We start from the raw sequence: 20485 nt of genomic DNA, 5'->3' as shown, positions 1-20485 counted from the left end.
GGAGTATAAATTATTACGGAATGTGGATGATAAGAGAGAAGAAGTCAGACTTAATGTAAGGAGCTCATCATGTGGAAATGGATGCGGAAAAATAAAAAAAAGCAGGGAGATCAGAAACCTTCCTATAATGAAAGTGACACGCTTCCTGAATTTATTGAAGTGCTGGGGAAATCTGAGGATTTCATTCAATTTGAACTCGATGGGACGACCCGGTGTACTGTTTCCTATTTAAAAACGATGAGTGACTCGAAAATCTTGAACCGTTCAGTACTGACAACGCTAAACAGTCACGATTTACACAGTTTAAAGGAGATCAAAGAAACCATCCCCGTTGAAAATGTTCTCATTACGGACGATCTGAAGGTCATCCAGACAAAAGTCATGTTCGGATACATTATGATCCAAGTGAAATCGTCTGTTGATAAAGTCCTGCTTGTTCCAGCGGTTTCACTGGAATCAAGAGATGTGGGCATCCCGGAAGTCGAATTCAGTGTCGTAGGACCAAAGGAAGCTTTCGTTGAGACGATCAATACGAACATTAATTTGATCCGTAAACGTCTTCCGCTTCCGCAGCTCACTGTCAAAGAACTGCAGGTTGGAAAAATGACGAGCACCCGGACAGCGGTGATCTATATCGACGGGGTGGCGGACAAGGATAATGTGGATACGGTTACTCAGCGTCTCCAGGATATCGAGTATGATCAGCTGGTCGACAGCTCGTTTATTACCCAGATGATTGCGGATAATTCCAATTCCCCCTTTCCACAGCTGCTTGACACAGAGCGGCCGGACAGGGTGGTTTCCAATCTGGCGGAAGGAAAAATCGCGATATTAGTCGACGGATCGCCTCACGCACTTACATGCCCGACAACAGTGGTCGAATTTTTCGGGGCCTCGGATGATTACTACCTTACTTGGCACCTGGCTTCTGTCTTTCGGCTCATCCGTTTATTTGCTGTTATCTTTTCTGTTCTGAGCACACCTTTGTACGTAGCCGTGCTGACGTATCATTTTGAGATGATTCCACCGGAGTTGATGGCTACCATTGTATCCTCCAGGTCTGATATTCCCTTCCCACCGATTCTTGAAGTGATCATACTGGAATTGACGATTGAACTCCTCCGGGAAGCGGGTGCGCGGCTTCCGACGAAAATCGGCCAGACGATCGGTATCGTAGGAGGTATCGTTATTGGTACAGCTGCCGTGGATGCGGGCCTGACGAGTAACGTCCTTCTGATCATTGTGGCGCTCAGTGCCCTGGCTTCCTTTACGACACCGGTTTATCAAATTGGTAATACCATCCGTCTGATCCGTTTTCCGTTTCTGATGGGTGCCCAGCTCTGGGGGCTTGTCGGTGTGTCGATGTGTATGGTGTTCTACATCGGTCATCTGATCAAGCTTCAGTCCATCGGCCGTCCATTTTTTGAACCGTTGTACCCACTGCGGTTCAAGGATTTGAAAGATGCATTCATACGCCTTCCATTTCCGAAGCAGGTTGAGCGTCCGGTGCTGATGCGGTCCGAGGATCCGATCCGTATGAATAAAGACAGGGTGAAAGCAAAGAGGGATATCGATGAATAAATTAAACGAAATCGAAGGATTGAACATTTCTGAAAACTATTTGGTCAGCCCATTTTATGTTTTTTTCATCATCTGCACCATGCAGGTCGGCATCGGAATTCTCGGGTTTGAGCGGTATTTAGTGGAAACAGCCGGTTTTGACGCCTGGATTTCTGTTCTTGTCGCAGGGGGATTCCTCCAAGTCCTCGTTTGGGTGATGTACCGTCTCCTTCAGAATGGAGGCGGGGATATTGTTCATATTCATAAGCAGGTATTCGGAAAATACATCGGTGGTTTTTTAAGTCTTCTATTCGCAATCTATGCCCTGCTGCTGGCGTTTGATGTCATGATCACCTTTATTGAAGTCATTAAAGTGTGGATGTTTCCCGGACTGCAGGTCTGGATTTTTGCCTTTGTCATGATCGGGCTTGTCTACTATATCGTCTCCGGGGGGTTCCGGGTACTCACCGGAATTGCGCTGATCAGTATCGTCATCGGCCTGCCGATCCTTCTGCTGAAGTTTTTCCCTATCCAGGCGGGTCATACGATGAATATCTACCCGAACATCGAGCACAGTCCGATGCAGATTATGGCGGCTGCAAAGCAGAGTGCACTCAGCTTTCTCGGCCTGGAGTTTCTATTGATCTTCTATCCCTTTATCAAAGATCCTCATAAATCAAAAAAATGGGCTCATTTTGCCGTCTTCTATACGACGATGCTTTACTTCATCAGCGTCCTCGTCACGTTTGTCTACTTCAGCGAGGAACAGCTGAAGCAGGTCGTATGGGGAACGATCTCCACATGGAAAATTGTCGAATTTCCGTTCATTGAACGATTTGAGTATGTCGGGATTGCGATGTGGCTGTATGTGATTCTGCCTAACGTCTGTATCGGGATCTGGGGAGCGACGCGCGTGATGAAAAGGGTCTTCCCGGTGAAGCAGATCCATTTTCTGAGGTTCACCTGTATCTCCTTGTTCTTCCCGGTCGCTCTGGTGGCTGGAAGGGACCCAATTAATGCCATCAATAACTTCATCGGTACCGTCGGCTTTTATGTGCTGCTTTACATTCCTGTTCTTCTCCTTTTGAAAACGATTACGGACAAAGTGAGGAAACGACATGAACATTAAGTGGAAATTTTTCGTACTTCTCTGCATCCTCCTCCTGTCAGCTGGATGTGTACCGAGTAAAAGCGTCGAGGAAAATGCAATTGTCCAGATTTCCGGCTATGACCGTGGCGGCGATGGAGGAAGAATCAAAGGAACCGTATCGATTCCGCAGTACGGCAAAAGTGAAAAGAAAACTGCTGCGTCGGAACTCTATTTGACCGTCGACGCCAACTCCATCAAGGATGTGGAAAAGGAAATCCAGAAACAATCCTCCAAGCCGATTTCCATTGGTAAACTGGCGGTCACCTTATACAGTATGGAACTGGCTGAGGAAGGGATTTCCGATGTGATTGATGTGTTAAGCCGGGATGCCCGTTTAAGCCGGAACATGTATCTCGGTGTGGTGGATGGACAGACCCAGGATTTGATTGAAAATGGGTATACCCAGGATGAGACTACGTCCAAGCATCTCCAGGGATTGATTGAGAATAATATCCATCACAACTTTCCATCGACAAGCCTGCACGAATTTCTGTATGCCTATTATGCGATTGGGATGGATCCCTACCTTCCTATTTTGGCGCAGAAAGAGTCCTTTGTGGAAATATCGGGCATCGGTTTTTTTAAGAAAGGGAAACTGGTGACCACGCTTTCGGATGCGAAAGTATTTACGTTCAAAATGATGAAAGAGAATTTCACGAGAGGAATGCAGGATCTCCCCTTTCAGGAGGGGACGATTATGCTTGATAACATCGGTTCCACCGTAGATTATAAACTGACAGGAACGAACGAGAACCCTGGTTTGGAAATCAATGTGAAGCTGAAGTCGGAAGTCAATGAAATGGTAGGCGTGGAAGAGAAGCCTTCCCCGCAGCTGGCCGAGGAAATGGAAGATGCGTTTGTCGACTATTTCAAAACGAATGCGGATGAGATGATCGAGTTGTTTAAGAAGGAAGGCATCGACCCGCTCGGTCTCGGCCATTTCGCCAAGACGAGGACGAGGCATTTTGATGAAAAACGGTGGGAGGATCTCTACCCGGATATGGATATTCAGTTTGATGTTGATGTCGAAATTACCGAATACGGCATTTTCTCTTAATTTACCTAAACAAAAAAGACCTCCGGATGGAGGTCTTTTTTGGGGCTGTAGAAAAAGCCTGTGTTAACCAGTTAGAGCTGTACATTTCTCGTGTTGAGAGGGCACGTTCCGCTTATCGGTGGATGAATGCCGCGGGCACGCCCTCAGCTAACTTGGTCAGGAAGACCGCCTGCCCAAGTGGATCTTCGGCCCGTGCTGTTCCCGCAGGCATCACCACCGAACGCTCCTCGTGCCGACAGTAGCATATATAGACGAGAGATTGTGCACTAAGCAGGTTCGCAGACTCAAAAGAACGGCATGGACTGCGCTATTGACGCTTGCAAAAGAAAAAGGGAAAGAACAGGCGCTGATGACGGCTGCCTGCCTGTCGGAATATGAAAAAGACTGCCTGCCATCCAACAAGGGTGAGCGGGTTGAAGGGGAATCTTTTTCGATTTTAAAGAACTCCCAAGGAGCGGTGCCCCTTCCACTCCTGCGGAAGAACGAGTGGTCCGAGATCACCGAGCATGGGTTTTGCGAGGAAGCTCGGGCGCTCGTCCGCGGAAAGGGAAGGGGCTTACGCTCCTGGCGGTAAGAAAGAAAAAACTTGTAAAGAAACAGGGGGTTCTCTACAAGCTGAAGACCTCCGGATGGAGGTCTTTGTTGTTTCACGTGAAATATTCGAGACTGGCTTCCGGGAAGTATTCGGCAATATAGCCGCCGAGGACGTTTTTCATTTCCTCCTGCTCGTCCTTCTGGTACACGTACTTCCCAATACCGTAGCGTCCCCATTTGTATTTGCGTTTCTCTTCATCCATTTCAAGCTTAGTCATAGGGTAATTCTTCTGGATGACGCGTTTGGCCGGCTTTGTGAACCGGTGCTGGATGAGTTCGAACGTCAAATCTTTCACCGCATGGTCCGGAAGTCTGTCCTGCAGCTTTTCAAACAGCACTCTGTACCCTTCCTTCCAGTCTTCGTAAAGGTAGATCGGGGCAATAATGAAGCCGAGCGGATAACCGGCCTCAGCCACTTTCACGGCAGCCCCGATTCGGTCATCGAGCCTGGAAGTGCCGGGCTCCAGATATTTGATGACATAATCTGCGTTCATGCTGAAACGGAACCGGGTGCGGCCGTTGTGCTTGGCATCGAGCAGATGATCGACGTGCGCGAATTTTGTCACAAACCGGAGCTGGCCGTATTCGGACTGACCGAAGTATTCGATCGCCCGCTTCAAGGAATGGGTCAAGTGGTCGACGCCCACAATATCAGACGTACAGGACGCTTCAAACCGGGTCATTTCCGGGGCCCTTTCCTTCATATACTGCTCTGCTGAGTCGAGCACTTCATCGACGTTCACATACGTACGGATGTACGGTTTACTGCCCATTGTGGTCTGCAGATAGCAGTAGTGACAGTGGCCCATACAGCCTGTGGCAAGCGGGATGGCGTACTCCGCTGACGGTTTGGACGTATCAAATTTGAGCGTTTTTCTTACACCGACAACAAGGGTCGATTTGGCCATCCGGTATTTTTGGAAATCATTTTCCCCCGGCAGGTTCCGGACCTGGTTATGGGAAGTGGTCTCCCGGATTTCAATCCCCATCCCTTCGAATTTCTCTTTTAATTCCCGGCCTAAAGGGTAGTCGAGGGCCCGCGGTTCAATATAGACAAGTTCCGGTACAAATGGTTTTACCACAGCTGTCCCTCCGATTCAGCACCGCCGCCGAAAGCATCATAGTAGGCTCGTTCTGCTTCTCCTTCTGATGCATACACCGCGATGTTTTCATCGAGTGGAAAATAGGTTTCATACAGAAACAGCGCCAGGTCGCCCGGCTGTTCGGGGTTATTGACGACGGCCGCCTCCTGGACGTTCGCCACGTCATACGTGTGCGGATTGCGGTAAATGACATAGACGATGTCTCCTGCTTTGTAGGATTGTTGAAATTCCATACTGACACCTGCTCTCGTAAGATTGGTCTAACTTCTAATCCTTGTGCATTTGTGCTCATTTTTCCACGAGGCTGGTGATTTTATTATGAAATTCCATGTAAATAAAAGGAATTGACCTTACCTATCAAGAATGGAAAAACAGGAGGATGAGTTTTATGAAGTGGAAATTGAGTACAGAACGGCTTATTTTAGAGCCTTTCACAGAAGATCTTACTGAAAAAACAGCCGAGCTTGCGGGTGACCGGGAGGTGGCGGCAGCGACGTTTGTTCCGCATCCGTATACCGTTGATCATGCGAAAGAATGGATTGCCGCGCATGCAGCATGGATGGAGGAACAAACGGCTTTTCCTTTCGCTGTGAAACGGAAGGAAGACGGAGAACTGCTCGGAACGATGACCCTCCGCGTGGATCAAGGACACCAAAAAGGCGAACTCGCCTATTGGATGGGGCGCCCTTACTGGGGACGCGGATATGCGTCAGAGGCGGCGCAGCGGGTGGTCCGCTTCGGTTTTGAGGAACTGCAGCTGAACCGGATCTGGGCAGCGGCAATCTCCTCCAACCCTGCTTCTACACGGGTCATGCAGAAGGCCGGTCTTACCTATGAAGGGACCTTGAAAAAGGACATGCTTCATAGAGGGGAATTCAAGGACATCGACGTGTACGGACGAATTCGTGAATCCTCATCACGTTCCATGTGAAACAAAAGCGCCTGCTTTCAGGCGTTTTTTTATGAGGCACAGGCATAGAACAAAATTTATCGACGAAATCTGTCATAGGGACAGAAAGGGAAAACGCATCAAATCAGCAGGGATTTGCAAAGATCCTGCCGGTTTCGACAGGGGGAGGATGTAAAATCTTCGTTCATCAAGATACTTTTCCCTGTATAAATGTGATAAAATGGTGAGAGAAAAGATAACGGCATACGTGTGCGCAGCAGCGTCTACAGCCTGCGGCGCTTTTTATGTTTCAAACCATTCCTTTCATTCTTATAAATAAAGGCGTATGCTTGATCGTATAAAGGTGGTGTCTGATCGTGTTACATCCTTTTGGTCGTTTATTCGGGCTTGGGGACAAACCGGAATCGGATAATGACAACAATGAGGAACAAGGCTACAGCCCCGATGAAGTTGTACAGGTTCCCGTAGATCGTGTACAGCCTAACCGCTATCAGCCACGAGCGATTTTCAACAGCGAGAAGATCAGCGAACTTGCCCAGACGATACATACGCATGGGATGATTCAGCCGATCGTTCTCCGTCGGTTAAATGAAGAAGATTATGAACTGATTGCCGGTGAACGCCGTTGGCGCGCTGTTCAGTCGCTCGGATGGGAGAAGATTCCCGCGATTATCCGTGATATGAATGACTCCCAGACGGCGTCGGTGGCCTTAATTGAGAACCTGCAGCGGGAAGAATTGACGGTCATTGAAGAAGCCCTCGCCTACGCGAAACTGATCGAGCTTCATCAACTGACTCAGGAGGCCCTGGCCCAGCGTCTCGGTAAAAGCCAATCGACCATTGCGAACAAAATCCGGCTTTTGAAGCTGCCGGAATCTGTCCAGCAGGCTGTTATGGACAAGCAGATAACGGAACGGCACGCCCGTGCGCTGATCGCTTTGAAAGATCCGGAAGTGCAGGAGCAGGTGCTGAAGGAAATCATTGAGAAGCAGTTGAACGTGAAGCAGACGGAGGAACGGATTGCCAAGCTTTCCGATCCAAAGCCGAAGAAAAAGAAACCCACCCTTAAAGGGGTGAACAAGGATATGCGGATTGCGATGAATACCATCCGCCAGTCGTTGAATATGGTGACAGATACCGGCATTGATCTGGAAACAGACGAGCAGGATCATGACGATTATTATCAGATCACTATTAAAATACCGAAGAAAAAATCATAACGTCCGGCACCCATCTTGACTTTTTGTGGAGATGGGGCTTTTTTTAAGCTGTTTCCGCCTATTCTCCGGATAAAATGGTAGAATTATACTAAAACAGAGGCAGGTGACCCCATGGGGAAAGTGATTTCCATCGCGAATCAAAAAGGCGGTGTCGGAAAAACGACGACAGCCGTCAATTTAAGTGCATGCTTGGCTTACCTCCATCATAAAGTCCTTTTAGTTGATATCGACCCGCAGGGAAATGCGACGAGCGGAATAGGTGTGGAAAAGGGAGATATGGATCAATGCATTTACAATGTGCTCATTGACGACGTCCAAGCGGACAGGGTCCGGACGGAAACACTCGTGCAGAACCTGGATGCCATCCCCGCCACCATCCAGCTCGCCGGTGCAGAAATTGAACTGGTGCGTACCATTTCCAGAGAAGCTCAGTTGAAAAAGTCCATGGATCAGCTGAAAACGGAATATGATTACATCATTATTGACTGCCCGCCCTCTTTAGGCCTCTTAACGTTGAACGCCCTGACCGCTTCTGATACGGTGTTAATTCCAGTACAGTGCGAATATTATGCGCTTGAAGGACTGAGTCAGCTGTTAAATACGGTCCGGCTTGTCCAGAAGCATTTAAATAAGCAGCTGATGATTGAAGGTGTGCTGCTCACGATGCTCGATGCCAGGACGAACCTCGGCATCCAGGTGATTGAAGAAGTGAAAAAATACTTTCAGGACAAGGTGTATCAATCAATCATCCCCCGTAATGTCCGGTTGAGCGAAGCTCCCAGCCACGGACGTCCGGCAATCCTGTACGATCCAAAATCAAGGGGAGCAGAAGTCTATTTAGAATTAGCAAAGGAAGTGATTACAAATGGTGAGAGGGTTAGGTAGAGGACTGGATTCTCTGATCACCGGCTCCATGGAGGATGATGAACTGATTGACGTGTCTGTGGGCGAATGCCGGCCGAACCCGTATCAGCCCCGCAGGCAGTTCGACAAGGAAGCGCTCGAAGGGCTTCAGCAGTCGATAGAAACCCACGGCATCCTCCAGCCTTTGATTGTCCGAAAAAGCATCAAGGGCTACGAGGTGATTGCGGGTGAGCGCCGCCTGCGGGCAGCCAGACAGGCAGCGCTTGAAACGATTCCTGTCATCGTTAAGAATTTGACGGATGAGGAAATGATGGAACTGGCTCTGCTGGAAAACCTGCAGCGGGAAGATCTGTCCCCTGTAGAAGAAGCCCGTTCCTATGAGAAGCTGATCAAGGAACTGAACGTCACACAGGAAATTCTGTCCAGGCGTTTAGGAAAAAGCCGTTCACATATCGCCAATCTTATCCGCCTTTTATCGCTGCCGCAGGAAGTGATTGAACTGATCGAATCCGGCAGCCTCTCGATGGGGCACGGCCGGGCCCTGCTCGGTTTAAAAGACCGGGACGAACAGATCCACCTGGCCGGCCGGATCGTTAAGGAATCGCTCAATGTCCGGCAGGTGGAGCGGCTGATCCATGAAAAGAACCAGAAAAGGTCCAAAGATAAAAAGCAGCCGAAACAGGCCGATGTGTTTTTAAAGGAACGGGAGACCGACCTGAGAAACCGGCTCGGCACGGCTGTGAAAATCCAAAAAGGCCGCCGGAAAGGGAAAATTGAGATCGAATTCACCAATGAAGCGGATTTGGAGAGAATTCTCGATATGTTCCAGGAGTAGCGGTTAAAGACCAGAGGCCTGCGGGTCTCTGGTCTATTTATGTGTAGAAAGGGGAAAAAGGGATGGTGTTGACAGGCGCACTCGTCAACGGGCTCTGTATCGCGGTTGGTACAGGACTTGGACTATTTTTTACGAAGATTCCCGAGCGGTTCAAGGAAACGGTGATGAACGGGATTGGTCTTGCGGTCATTTTGATCGGACTGCAGATGGCGTTTGAAACAGAAAACATTGTGATCGTGCTTTTAAGCCTCCTGCTTGGTGGTTTAATCGGAGAGGCAGCTTCGCTTGAGGATAAGCTGCAGGCCACAGGTCGGTGGCTGGAAGAGAAATTCAGCCGTCCAGGTCAGGAAACCGGCATTGCGCAGGGATTCATAACCGCCTCCCTCATTTTCGTCATCGGGGCGCTGGCTGTCCTGGGCGCTCTTGACAGTGGACTGCGCCAGGATCACGAAATTCTGATGACCAAAGGGGTTATCGATGGATTTGTTGCCCTTGTCCTGACGTCCACGCTCGGTTTCGGCGTCTTGTTTTCTGTCGTACCGGTTATTGTATATGAAGGTGGGATCGCCCTTCTGGCAACACAGATCAACAGCTGGGTGCCGGAGGCGATGCTTGACCAATTCATCGTAGAGATGACGGCGGCCGGCGGGCTGCTTATTACAGCTATTGGACTGAATATGCTGAATGTAACAAACATCCGCACAGCCAACCTGCTGCCTTCGCTGCTGATGGTCGGCGTGATCCTCTGGGTCTATCAGTGGTTTTGATGCTACTGGATCCGTTTATGAATGACCGGACGGGCTGCCGTAAATGCCTGGAACGGCCGTGTTTCCATGCTGGTCTTCCTGCGCTTTGCTTCTGTCATCTGGATGGCTGCGGCTACTTTAGCCGCCATCTGCATGACAACGTGGAGGCGTGTGTTCTGCAGGACGACATGCTCCATGAACCCACTGACATTGACCATGCCACTGATATGGATCTGCCCTACGGGAGGCAGGTCTTTTTTTAATGCAGAGCCCGGATTCAGCGAACCTTTGCCAAGAACGACAGAACCGACCGAGGAGGATTTCCCGAGGCAGGCATCGACCGCCAGGATATAAGGATTCACATGGCTGCGGTGGATGTCGGACAGTCTCTCTTTCAAGTTCAGTGCATGAAGCGGCTCTTCGAGGGTGCCGTATATATGGAAGGTATCCAGTAATTGATCATGAAGCATCGATCCGACGAGCGGCCCGAAGGAATCTCCCGTGGAACGATCGGTACCGATGCAGGCGATGACAATTTCCTTTGACGGGGGAAGCCATTCAATCAAATAGTCGGCAAGCTGATCACTCATGGCCGGGTCTTCGGTGCTGACGCGTCTTTCTTCTCTTGAAAACTTGTCCTTGAAATTCATAGCTTCTCCTCCAGACACATAGTAGTAACAGTATATAAGGTTGTCCGCAGTTCTATACGTCGCAAATACATAGATGTGGAGGAACGGTCATGATAAAAGCGGGTTGTAAGTGGATGTTTTTAATTATCGGGACGATGATAGGGGCCGGTTATGCTTCTGGAAGAGAACTGTGGCAGTTTTTCGGGGATGACAGCAGCCTGGCCATCCTCTTGTTCTCCCTCATGTTCATCTTCTGCTGCTGGGTGATCTTATCGATCAGTTTTAAGCTGGAGAGTGGTCATTATCTCCCTGTCCTTCGTGCGGTCGTCGGACGGCGTCTGACCGGTGTATACGACTGGATGATCATCATCTACCTGTTTACGACGACCGTCATTATGCTGGCAGGCAGTGGAGCGACCCTCCAGGCCTTCAATTTCTCCTATAAGTTCGGCGTCGTAATGATTATCATTCCGCTTATTCTTCTGTTTATCTGGGATGTCAAAGGCATTGTGATCGTGAACAGCTTTGTTCTGCCGCTGCTGATTGCCGGTCTTCTGTTCGTCCTGATCCTATTCATCAAAGATCAGGACCTGTCCCTGTTCGGTCATGTTCATGAGATGAGCAACTGGCTGGCGGCATTCCCGTTCACCGCACTGAACATCCTCCCTTTGATTGCTGTACTCGGGGCGATCGGCAACCAGGTCCGGCGGAAAGGGGAAATCTGGGTGGCCAGTATTGGAAGCGGGGTCGTGCTCGGAGTCGTTTCCTACCTTTATAACAACAGTCTGATTCAAATTTCGGAAGATATCATTTTGTATGAAATCCCCCTTTTCGCCATTCTTAAACATTATCCTTACGAAATGATGATTTTCATGTCTGTGATGCTCTGGATTGCTATTTTTACAACTGCAGCCTCAGGGACACTCGGGCTTGTCACACGGTTCCGGGATTACGTGCGCCAGCCGCTCTGGATCCTGGCTATGATGGTGATTGCCATTATGCTGCCCTTTACTTCTTTTGGCTTCTCCACCCTCATTGAATACTTGTATCCGCTGTATGGCATCCTGAATTTATACGTGCTCCTTTCCCTTCTTTTATACCCCGTTCTTTCCAGATTCAAAATTCGCTGAAAACCTGTTAAAATGAATGTCATATTCATTGACGTACAGGAGGGAATGCGGTGAGTGAACCAACGAAAGCTGTGGAAGATGCAAAAACACAGTGGGAGGAACTCGTCAGTTATGTCAAAGATCCGGAGATTTGGTGGAGTTACGGGATCGGCGCTTTAAAGATCATCATGATCATTCTGTTATCGCTGCTGATCATCCGGATCGGACGTGGGTTGATTGCGCAGTTTTTCGCGAATAAACGCCGGGGGCCTTTTCAAATTACCCAGCGCCGGGAAGCTACGCTGAACAAGCTGGTTGTGAACGCCTTGTCCTATGTCGTATATTTCGTCGCGTTTATTATGATTCTGGAGACGCTGACGATCAACATCGCCGCACTCCTTGCCGGTGCCGGTGTGGCGGGTCTTGCGATCGGCTTTGGTGCCCAGAACCTTGTGCGCGACGTGATTTCCGGTTTCTTCATTATCTTTGAGGACCAGTTTTCTGTCGGCGACTATATCCAGACATCCGGCGTCGAAGGCTTTGTTGAAGAGGTCGGTCTCCGGACGTGTAAGGTGAAAGCGTGGACGGGTGAGGTCCATATCCTGCCGAACGGCAATGTCACTCAGGTGACCAACTATTCGATGCATAACAGTGTGGCGGTCGTCGATGTGAAAGTCGCCTATGAAGAGGATATCGAACGGGCCGAGCAGGTCATTTCAAAACTGCTTGAAGAGCTGCCCGAACGTTATGAGGAAATCATCACTGTGCCGGAGCTGCTAGGCGTACAAAACCTCGGTGCCTCTGAAGTTGTGATGCGTGTAATCGCTGAGGTCAACCCGATGGAGCACTGGGCAGTGGCACGGGTGATCCGTAAAGAAGTGAAAACCCGGCTCAATCAGGAAGGCATTGAAATTCCGTTTCCACGCATGGTCATGTATTCCCGTCATGACGAGGCTGAAGCGGCTGATCAATAAGGAGGAGCACAATTATGGCAGACAAATCCTATGAACTTAATGATGTGGTGGAGATGAAAAAACCCCACCCGTGCGGCGAAAACCGCTGGAAAATCATCCGTATGGGCGCGGACATCCGTATCAAATGTGAAGGCTGCGGGCACAGCGTTCTCGTCCCGCGCCGGAAATTCGAAACGAAGATGAAGAAAGTGCTGGAACCGAGTGAATGAACGACGGCTCTCCCTTTAACCGGGGAGAGTTTTTTTATGGAAGGTGTGAAAACCGGGCAAACTTCCATTATCCGGTCTGTTTCTAAACGAAGGGTGAATTTGTTATAGTGGAAAATGGACTTTTGGACAGTGTTTTTCCCTGTAAGGCCGGGAAGGCTCAGGTTGTTATTTTCAAGTACAGAATCTATAATAAAATGGACTAACATGCATGTATGTAAATCCTTAAGGAGTGAAAGTCTCATATGGCACTAACAGCTGGAATCGTAGGTTTACCGAACGTAGGGAAATCTACGTTGTTTAACGCAATTACACAGGCAGGCGCCTTATCAGCCAACTATCCGTTCGCCACAATAGATCCGAACGTCGGGATCGTGGAAGTACCGGATTCCCGGCTTGAAAAGCTGACTGAGCTTGTGAACCCTAAGAAAACCGTTCCGACTGCATTTGAGTTTACGGATATCGCCGGCATCGTAAAAGGCGCAAGTAAAGGAGAAGGTCTCGGCAACCAGTTCCTCTCCCATATCCGCCAGGTGGATGCGATCTGCCACGTTGTGCGCGCATTCGAAGATGAAAATATCACCCACGTATCCGGTCAGGTCGATCCGATCACGGATATCGAAACGATCAACCTCGAGCTGATCCTTGCTGACCTTGAAACGGTTTCGAAACGTCTGGACCGTGTGGCTAAGCTTGCCCGTCAGAAGGACAAGGACGCCGTTGCTGAATATGCTGTCCTTGAAAAGCTGAAGGAAGCATTGGAAGCTGAAACACCGGCCCGTGCGGTAGACTTCAGCACGGACGAGCAGAAAGTCGTGAAAGGTCTCCATCTTTTAACTTCCAAGCCTATCCTCTATGTTGCCAACGTAAGTGAAGATGAGATTGGCGGAGGGGACAATGACAAAGTGAAGCAGATCCGTGAATTTGCAGCCAAGGAAAACGCGGAAGTCATTGTTGTCTGTGCGAAAATCGAATCTGAAATCGCTGAACTTGATGGTGATGAAAAGGACGAATTCCTGGACGATCTTGGTATTGAGGAATCCGGCCTCGATCAATTGATCAAAGCGACGTATAACCTGCTCGGCCTGGCGACGTATTTTACAGCCGGCGAACAGGAAGTGCGTGCCTGGACCTTTAAGGAAGGCATGACCGCTCCGCAGGCGGCCGGAATCATTCATACGGACTTCGAGCGCGGCTTTATCCGTGCGGAGACGGTTTCCTATGAGGATCTGGTCGATGCAGGAACCATGGGTGTGGCCCGTGACCGCGGCCGTGTCCGCCTTGAAGGAAAAGAATATCTGGTCAAAGACGGTGACGTCATCCATTTCCGTTTCAACGTATAAGCGGGGATCCTTCCACAAAAGGTTGTAAAGTGAGGACAAGTTTGTTACAATACTATATTGTGAGTAATTAAACGAATTACTCCTTGCTCCTCTTTACGAAAAAGGAGCCGTTAAGTCCATAAGGAGGTGAAAACGGATGAGTAGAAAATACGAAATCATGTATATCATCCGCCCAGATATCGAGGAGGAAGCGAAAACATCTGTCAAAGATCGTTTCAGCAAAATCCTTACAGATAACGGAGCGGAGATCGAAGAAGTTAAAGAACTAGGCAAGCGCCGTCTTGCTTATGAAATTAACGACCACCGTGATGGAATCTACGTAACAGTTGATTTCAACGGTACACGTGAAGCGATCAACGAATTCGACCGTCAGGCGAAGTTCACGGATGATATTATCCGCCACATCGCAGTACGCGAAGATGACAAATAAGGAGTGGTTCTGGTGTTAAATCGTGTCGTATTAGCCGGCAGATTGACGAAGGATCCTGATTTACGCTATACGCCAAACGGAGTAGCTGTCGCCAACTTTACGATCGCTGTGAACCGCCCGTTCTCAAACAATCAGGGAGATCGCGATGCCGATTTCATTAACTGTGTCGTTTGGAGACGAGCAGCGGAGAACCTTGCGAACTTTATGAGTAAAGGCAGTCTTGTCGGAGTGGACGGACGTCTACAGTCCCGCAGTTTCGACAATCAGGAAGGCAAGCGTGTGTTTGTAACCGAAGTCGTTGCAGACAGCGTACAATTCCTTGAATCCAAGGGTGGCTCTTCGCAGGGCGGAGGAAACCGTGGAGGTTCAGGATACCAGCCAAATCAGAATCAACCATCAGGAAACAACTTCGGTTCCAATAACAATAACCAACGTAATGATGACCCATTCGCAGATAATGGGGAACCCATCGATATATCAGACGACGATCTACCATTTTAATCAGAAGGGAGTGAATGCTACATGGCACGTCGTGGACGCGGAAAACGTAAAAAGGTGTGTTTCTTCACAGCTAACGGAATCACACACATCGACTATAAAGATGTTGATTTGCTGAAACGTTTCGTCTCTGACCGTGGAAAGATTCTTCCTCGTCGAGTAACTGGAACTTCTGCTAAATATCAGCGTAAATTGACAAAAGCGATCAAACGCTCTCGTCAAATGGCCCTGCTTCCTTACTCTACTGAGTAATAGCAGCGTTACTAAAAACCGTGAAGTCTTCTTAGACTTCACGGTTTTTTTATATTCAGGAAAGGCCCATCAGTTTCCGGAGCTCTCCCCTATTATCCAGCAGGTCCTCCAGCGTATAGCCGTCAAGCACTTGAAAGAAGGCAGCCAGTGCTTCGTGCAGCGCCTGTTTCAACCGGCACGCAGGTGTAAGGACGCAGTAGCTGGATCCACAGTCAAAGCACTCCAGCAGATGGAAATTATCCTCCATCGCCCGTACAACACTTCCGATGTTAATGTCCCTCGGGTCTTCAGCCAGGCGGATCCCTCCGGATCTTCCCCGGATCGTTTCGATCAACCCAAGCCTGCTTAATTCATGAATGATTTTTCCCAGATGGTTTTCGGATATGTGAAACACCTCGGAGATTTCCTTTTTGTTTGCCAGGGCACCGTCCTCTTTGGACCCGGCAAACATCAGCACCCTCAGGGCATAATCTGTATATTTCTTCAGCTGCATGACAGGCACCCCTTCATGTTTTACCATTTCCTTTATCATACCATACGTTTTTCTAAGAACATGAGGGGCGGATCTGCCTTCGAATCGTCAAATATTTATAGTGAACAGGTGTTGCAGAAGACGGATCTTTCGTTACAATAAAGGTGTATACAAAATACATCTTTTAAAGGAGTTTTTATGATGACCAATCATGATAAACATCCCCTTGATGAAAGAACGATACAGATTATTAAGGCAACGGTTCCTGTGCTGGAGGATCATGGAGAGACGATAACGACATTATTCTACAAGCGTCTTTTTGAAAATTATCCGGAGCTGAAAAACCTATTCAACCAGACGCATCAGCGGGCTGGCGATCAGCCGCGAGCCTTGGCCAATATGGTTTATGCGGCTGCCAGGCACATTGAAAACCTGGGCTCGGTCCTTCCTCAGGTAAGGACTGTTGCGGAAAAGCACCGCAGTCTGAATGTGCAGCCGGAGCATTATCCGATTGTTGGTGAATATCTTTTGAAGGCGATGAAGGAAGTACTTGGAGATCAGGCAACGGATGAAGTCCTCGAAGCCTGGGGAGAGGCTTATGGTGTCATTGCCGGTGTATTCATTGATGTGGAGAAGAATCTATATGAAGAAGCGGAGGACCAGGACGGGGGCTGGGCAGACTGGCGATTCATGCAGGTCGTGGATAAGGTGAAGGAAAGTGATGAAATGACTTCCTTTTATTTAAAACCGGTAGATCAGCAGCCGCTGCCCCGTTACAAAGCTGGCCAGTATATTACGGTCAAAGCGCAGATTGAGGGAGAATCCTATGATCACCTTCGTCAGTACAGCTTATCTGATGCCCCCGGTCATGATTATTTCAGGATCACCGTCAAGCGTGAAGCGGGTTCGGAGCACGTGCCGGCCGGCATCGTTTCGACATGGCTGCATGACCATGTGCATGTTGGAGATAGGCTTCCGGTAAGTGCCCCGGCCGGCGATTTTCATCTGGATGATCGTAAGCGTCCGCTTGTTCTTATCAGCGGCGGGGCTGGGTTGACCCCTTTGATGAGTATGCAGAAGGAAGCCGCAGTACGGCAGCCTGAGCGGGATGTTTATGTTGTCCATGCTGCAAGGCACGGCAATGTCCATGCGTTTAAAGAGGACATGATGAAGAAGAAGGCCTGTTTTGTTTATGAACAGCCGACAGAGGAAGACATCCGTTCGGGTGCGTTTCATGAACGGGGCTTCGTTGATCTGGATGTCCTTCAGCGGACCGTACCCAAAGACGCTGACTTTTACTTCTGCGGGCCGAAGGGATTTATGACAGCTGTATACAGGAGTCTTGTGGAGTGGGGCGTTGAAGCAGATGCCCTGCATTATGAATTTTTCGGTCCTCAGGAAGCGTTGGTGCTGAGAGAATCGTAACGCTACGATTCTCTCAGTGGAGCTGCCTGGAAGGTGCGTTGGTCAAACTGATCGATGATTTTCATAAACAGGTGAATGATATAGCCGCTGAAAATGGTAATGATCACCGTACCAATGCCGACTGCCCCTCCGAACACGGCCGCCAGAATGACAAGAATGATACTGATGAAGGCTCTGGATATTGTTACGTTCCATCCGGTTAAATCCTTGATGACAAGCATCATCCGGTCAAAGGGGTTCGGAGCGAAATCCGCCTGAAGATTCATCGCAATACCAAAGCCGGCAATGATCATGCCGCTGATCAGGCAGGTAAACTGCACAGCCGCTGTTTCCGGCTGGACGGTTTCTCTTAGAATAAACACCCAGAAATCAATTCCCGCTCCAGTCATCAGTGAGGTGATGACCGCGAAAAGTTCCGGTTTTTTTCTGGAGGCCGCCGCATTAAAAAGGATCATCGTCAGGCCGACGACGATCTCCCAGCTTCCAATCGTCAATCCGAATGTCCGGTGCAGTCCTACAAGAAGCGCGTCAAAAGGAGAGGTACCGAGCGAGGATTGAATCGTCAAGGCAATGCCGGCGGTCATTATAAAAAGGCCTGCCAGATAATACAAGCCCCGGATGTAATGGCGTTTCATGACACCACCCCTTTTCTCGTTATCCTTAGACTATACAGCGGGGTCCGGCCGGATTTCAAGGGGGAGGGTGTAAATGAAAGTAAAAAAGCAGGAGCTTATCGCTCCTGCCTTTCAAGCTGGTGAGTGAGGAACCTTGACCACCATTTGGGTGAACGGTCACGTTCCGGTTATCGGTGGATGCCTGCCGCGGGCACGGCCTCAGCTAACTTGGGCAGAAAGAACACCTGCCCAAGTGGATCTTCGACCTGTGCTGTTCCCGCAGGCGTCACCACCGAATGCTCCTCGTGGCTTCACCAAATGATGGAGGATATGAAGGCTCTAAACGATCCTTGTTTTACAAGAACATGCCGTACGGGTCATGACAGGAACCCTGAACGATGTGTTATATACGTGTAGGGAGATGTCCACTTACCCTAATCGAAAGCATTTTACTTGAATAAGGAAGACTGGAGGCGTTGGGGTAAATGGGGGTTATCTACATATAAAAAAGCAGGAGCTTATAGCTCCTGCTTTCTCTATGATATCTATTACTCTTCAACGTAAGCCCACTTGAATTCGAACTCAGGACCTGTCGCTGTAGAATACACCCCTTTGATGGATGGGCGGAACAGCTGAGCTTTTGCATCCTGATAAATAGGAGCAACAGCCTGATCTTCTTCAAGAAGAAGCTTCTCTGCTTCCAGGAAGGTTTCGAAACGCTTCGCTGGATCTTGAGCATACTCGGTGTTGGCTTTTTCAATTAAGCTGTCATACTCTTCACTGGAGTACGCCATGTTGTTGTTCTGACCATCTGTCAGATACATGTTCAAGTATGTGTTCGGGTCGACGTAGTCCGGTCCCCAAGTCGCAGCTTCCATTTCGAATTCTGCATTGTTGTCACGGCGGACACGTTCCTTAAATGGTACTTCCATAAGCTTGATCGTCAAGCCGTCCAGGTTTTCCTCAAGCTGTCCTTTGTAGTAGGCAAGCGCATCTTTGGACGTCCCGGTATCATCGCCAAGCAGTTCGATTTCAACAGAGTCTGTTCCCAGTTCCTCAAGAGCTTTACTCCAGTGCTCCTGTGCTTTTTCTACGTTGGACTCTACAAGTGGTCCCTGTGCTTCACGGAAATCTTCCTCGCTGTCCGGCATGGACACGAAGTTGGATGGTACATAGCCTTCCGCAGGAACCGATCCGTCGTTCAGGATGACATCGACAAGACCCTGGCGGTCGATCGCGTAGGAAATGGCCTTACGTACGTTAACGTTGGCAAGCGCCTCGTTATTTTCCTGGTTGAACTTGAAGAAGTATAAGTATGGTTTTTCAACAACGTTAAATGCTTCGTCGGTACGGTACTGATCCACAAATTCAGCATTCAATTCTGTTTGATCAATTTCACCGGACTCATAAAGGTTCACGCCGGTCGAGACTTCTTTGACGACTTTCGCATTGATTGTTTCAAGCTGTACTGTATCTTTATCCCAGTAGGAATCGCTCTTTTCAATGGACCAGCCTTCCCCGTGGCTCCATTCCGTCATTTCGAACGGTCCGTTGGAAATGGTATATTCCGCTTCTGTTGCGAACTTGTCCCCTTGTTCTTCAACATACTCCTGATTGAGCGGCATGAACGTGATGAAGACCGTCATGGACTCAAAGTAAGGTACCGGCTTTTCCAGTTCGACTTCAAGCGTTTTATCATCGACAGCTGTTGCTCCGAGGTCTTCCAGAGAAGCTTCACCGTTGCTGATTTCAGTTGCATTTTTAATGATGCCACCAAGGAAGTATGGACCGTACTCGGATCCCACTTCCGGATCAACCGCTCTTCTCCACGCATAAACGAAATCGTCAGCGGTAACCGGGTCGCCGTTTGACCATTCGGCGTCACGCAGGTTGAATGTCCACGTCAGGCCGTCTTCGCTCACTTCAGAGCTTTCCGCCATTCCGTTGACAAGCTGGCTGTTTTCATCGAGTCGGTAAAGTCCCTCGTAGGTTTCCCCTGCCCATTGGAATCCGACGGAATCCGTAATCAAGGACGGGTCCATGCTTGGGATCTCACTTTTTGATGTAATCGTGATTTCCTGTTCTCCCGAAGCACTGCTTTCTTCTGTTCCTTCTGATGTTTCCTCATTACCTTCCCCTGATTCAGAAGATGTTTCGCTGTCCCCGCCGCTGCACGCTGCCAGTACAAGCACAAACATCAATCCGAAAAGCACCAACAGATGTTTTCTCAAAGTGACTCCCCCTATAGTTTAAATTTTCTAAAAATAATTACTTTTTGAATTATACAAATAAAAAAGAAAAAAAGCAAAGTCTATTTTTGTCTAATCCTTTGGTATACATGGGAAAACAGCGCCTTATACCGCTTTAAACAGAATATTCCCATTACATTGACATCGGGTTTTCTTCTGATAGGATTATAGAATATCCAATTCTTTTCTAACGTTTTAACGCGTCTATAAGATGAAAAGAGAGCATGAAATAAATAGGAGGTACA

Annotated in this window: 23 protein-coding genes; 17 read left to right on the top strand and 6 right to left on the bottom strand. The window is 48.9% G+C overall.

Going from position 1 to position 20485, the window contains the following annotated elements; genetic code table 11:
* The first annotated feature begins 69 nt into the window (after positions 1-69).
* The 4 genes from GLV97_RS15825 to GLV97_RS15810 all read left to right on the top strand — a co-directional run bounded on the left by GLV97_RS15825 (position 70) and on the right by GLV97_RS15810 (position 4341).
* Positions 70-1581 (top strand): spore germination protein, encoded by a 1512-nt coding sequence (locus GLV97_RS15825; RefSeq protein ID WP_160837638.1) that lies wholly within the window; start codon positions 70-72, stop codon positions 1579-1581.
* The gene (locus GLV97_RS15820; protein WP_160890086.1) at positions 1574-2689 is read left to right on the top strand and encodes a GerAB/ArcD/ProY family transporter; all 1116 of its coding nucleotides are present in this window, start codon (positions 1574-1576) and stop codon (positions 2687-2689) included. Before GLV97_RS15825 ends, GLV97_RS15820 begins: the two co-directional genes overlap by 8 nt.
* Positions 2679-3767, top strand: a complete 1089-nt coding sequence (locus GLV97_RS15815) for a Ger(x)C family spore germination protein (protein ID WP_160890085.1) — start codon at positions 2679-2681, stop codon at positions 3765-3767. Before GLV97_RS15820 ends, GLV97_RS15815 begins: the two co-directional genes overlap by 11 nt.
* Positions 3768-4077: 310 nt before the next feature.
* On the top strand, positions 4078-4341 hold the full coding sequence (locus GLV97_RS15810; protein ID WP_160890084.1) for a hypothetical protein: 264 nt from the start codon (positions 4078-4080) through the stop codon (positions 4339-4341).
* A 73-nt stretch (positions 4342-4414) separates the two neighbouring features.
* Here the strand turns inward: GLV97_RS15810 and splB are convergent, their stop codons facing one another.
* Both splB and GLV97_RS15800 read right to left on the bottom strand, forming a co-directional pair.
* The gene (gene splB / locus GLV97_RS15805) at positions 4415-5443 is read right to left on the bottom strand and encodes a spore photoproduct lyase (RefSeq protein WP_160841122.1); all 1029 of its coding nucleotides are present in this window, start codon (positions 5441-5443) and stop codon (positions 4415-4417) included.
* Positions 5437-5697, bottom strand: coding sequence for a transcriptional regulator SplA domain-containing protein (locus tag GLV97_RS15800; RefSeq protein WP_160837628.1), 261 nt, complete (start codon positions 5695-5697; stop codon positions 5437-5439). Before GLV97_RS15800 ends, splB begins: the two co-directional genes overlap by 7 nt.
* Positions 5698-5852: 155 nt before the next feature.
* On the opposite strand from GLV97_RS15800, the gene GLV97_RS15795 reads away from it, so the two are divergent.
* The 5 genes from GLV97_RS15795 (at position 5853) to GLV97_RS15775 (ending at position 10060) form a co-directional block, all read left to right on the top strand.
* Complete coding sequence (locus tag GLV97_RS15795; protein ID WP_160890083.1) at positions 5853-6395, top strand: GNAT family N-acetyltransferase; 543 nt, start codon at positions 5853-5855, stop codon at positions 6393-6395.
* Between the two features lie 335 nt (positions 6396-6730).
* The gene (gene noc, locus GLV97_RS15790) at positions 6731-7594 is read left to right on the top strand and encodes a nucleoid occlusion protein (protein ID WP_160837625.1); all 864 of its coding nucleotides are present in this window, start codon (positions 6731-6733) and stop codon (positions 7592-7594) included.
* 111 nt (positions 7595-7705) lie between these two features.
* Positions 7706-8479 carry a ParA family protein gene (locus GLV97_RS15785; RefSeq protein ID WP_160890082.1) on the top strand — a complete coding sequence of 258 codons (774 nt, stop codon included), beginning with the start codon at positions 7706-7708 and terminating at the stop codon, positions 8477-8479.
* Positions 8460-9293 carry a ParB/RepB/Spo0J family partition protein gene (locus GLV97_RS15780; RefSeq protein WP_160837621.1) on the top strand — a complete coding sequence of 278 codons (834 nt, stop codon included), beginning with the start codon at positions 8460-8462 and terminating at the stop codon, positions 9291-9293. Before GLV97_RS15785 ends, GLV97_RS15780 begins: the two co-directional genes overlap by 20 nt.
* Before the next feature lie 62 nt (positions 9294-9355).
* Complete coding sequence (locus tag GLV97_RS15775; protein WP_160837619.1) at positions 9356-10060, top strand: DUF554 domain-containing protein; 705 nt, start codon at positions 9356-9358, stop codon at positions 10058-10060.
* Positions 10061-10062: 2 nt separating this feature from the next.
* Here GLV97_RS15775 and yyaC read toward each other — a convergent pair whose 3' ends face one another.
* Positions 10063-10689, bottom strand: a complete 627-nt coding sequence (gene yyaC, locus GLV97_RS15770) for a spore protease YyaC (RefSeq protein ID WP_160841119.1) — start codon at positions 10687-10689, stop codon at positions 10063-10065.
* Positions 10690-10778: 89 nt separating this feature from the next.
* Between yyaC and GLV97_RS15765 the strand changes: the two genes are divergently transcribed.
* From GLV97_RS15765 to rpsR, 7 genes are all read left to right on the top strand, one after another.
* Positions 10779-11798, top strand: coding sequence for a YkvI family membrane protein (locus GLV97_RS15765; protein ID WP_160837615.1), 1020 nt, complete (start codon positions 10779-10781; stop codon positions 11796-11798).
* Positions 11799-11869: 71 nt separating this feature from the next.
* Positions 11870-12751 (top strand): mechanosensitive ion channel family protein, encoded by an 882-nt coding sequence (locus GLV97_RS15760; protein WP_373562371.1) that lies wholly within the window; start codon positions 11870-11872, stop codon positions 12749-12751.
* A gap of 14 nt (positions 12752-12765) precedes the next feature.
* On the top strand, positions 12766-12960 hold the full coding sequence (locus GLV97_RS15755; RefSeq protein WP_160837612.1) for a DUF951 domain-containing protein: 195 nt from the start codon (positions 12766-12768) through the stop codon (positions 12958-12960).
* A gap of 242 nt (positions 12961-13202) precedes the next feature.
* Complete coding sequence (gene ychF, locus GLV97_RS15750; protein WP_160837610.1) at positions 13203-14300, top strand: redox-regulated ATPase YchF; 1098 nt, start codon at positions 13203-13205, stop codon at positions 14298-14300.
* Positions 14301-14436: 136 nt separating this feature from the next.
* Entirely contained in the window at positions 14437-14730 is a 294-nt protein-coding gene (gene rpsF, locus GLV97_RS15745) for a 30S ribosomal protein S6 (protein WP_160837608.1), read from the top strand.
* A 12-nt stretch (positions 14731-14742) separates the two neighbouring features.
* Positions 14743-15231 carry a single-stranded DNA-binding protein gene (gene ssb / locus GLV97_RS15740; RefSeq protein ID WP_027955889.1) on the top strand — a complete coding sequence of 163 codons (489 nt, stop codon included), beginning with the start codon at positions 14743-14745 and terminating at the stop codon, positions 15229-15231.
* A 21-nt stretch (positions 15232-15252) separates the two neighbouring features.
* A complete protein-coding gene (rpsR, locus tag GLV97_RS15735) occupies positions 15253-15480 on the top strand; it encodes a 30S ribosomal protein S18 (RefSeq protein ID WP_027955890.1) in 228 nt (75 codons plus the stop codon).
* Positions 15481-15535: 55 nt separating this feature from the next.
* Here the strand turns inward: rpsR and GLV97_RS15730 are convergent, their stop codons facing one another.
* Complete coding sequence (locus GLV97_RS15730; protein WP_160890081.1) at positions 15536-15973, bottom strand: Rrf2 family transcriptional regulator; 438 nt, start codon at positions 15971-15973, stop codon at positions 15536-15538.
* Between the two features lie 177 nt (positions 15974-16150).
* Here GLV97_RS15730 and hmpA point away from each other — a divergent pair, with 177 nt between their 5' ends.
* Positions 16151-17377: an NO-inducible flavohemoprotein gene (hmpA, locus tag GLV97_RS15725; RefSeq protein WP_160890080.1), complete on the top strand. Its 1227-nt coding sequence runs from the start codon at positions 16151-16153 to the stop codon at positions 17375-17377.
* A gap of 2 nt (positions 17378-17379) precedes the next feature.
* On the opposite strand, the gene GLV97_RS15720 is transcribed toward hmpA, so the two are convergent.
* Together GLV97_RS15720 and GLV97_RS15715 are read right to left on the bottom strand one after the other, a co-directional pair.
* Positions 17380-18012 carry a YczE/YyaS/YitT family protein gene (locus GLV97_RS15720; RefSeq protein ID WP_160841115.1) on the bottom strand — a complete coding sequence of 211 codons (633 nt, stop codon included), beginning with the start codon at positions 18010-18012 and terminating at the stop codon, positions 17380-17382.
* A 527-nt stretch (positions 18013-18539) separates the two neighbouring features.
* A complete protein-coding gene (locus tag GLV97_RS15715) occupies positions 18540-20189 on the bottom strand; it encodes a peptide ABC transporter substrate-binding protein (RefSeq protein WP_423784974.1) in 1650 nt (549 codons plus the stop codon).
* Positions 20190-20485 lie beyond the last annotated feature (296 nt).

It is taken from the genome of Halobacillus litoralis, from assembly GCF_009856355.1.
GTDB lineage: Bacteria > Bacillota > Bacilli > Bacillales > Halobacillaceae > Halobacillus > Halobacillus litoralis_B.
This window is presented reverse-complemented; position numbering and strand designations above follow the sequence as displayed.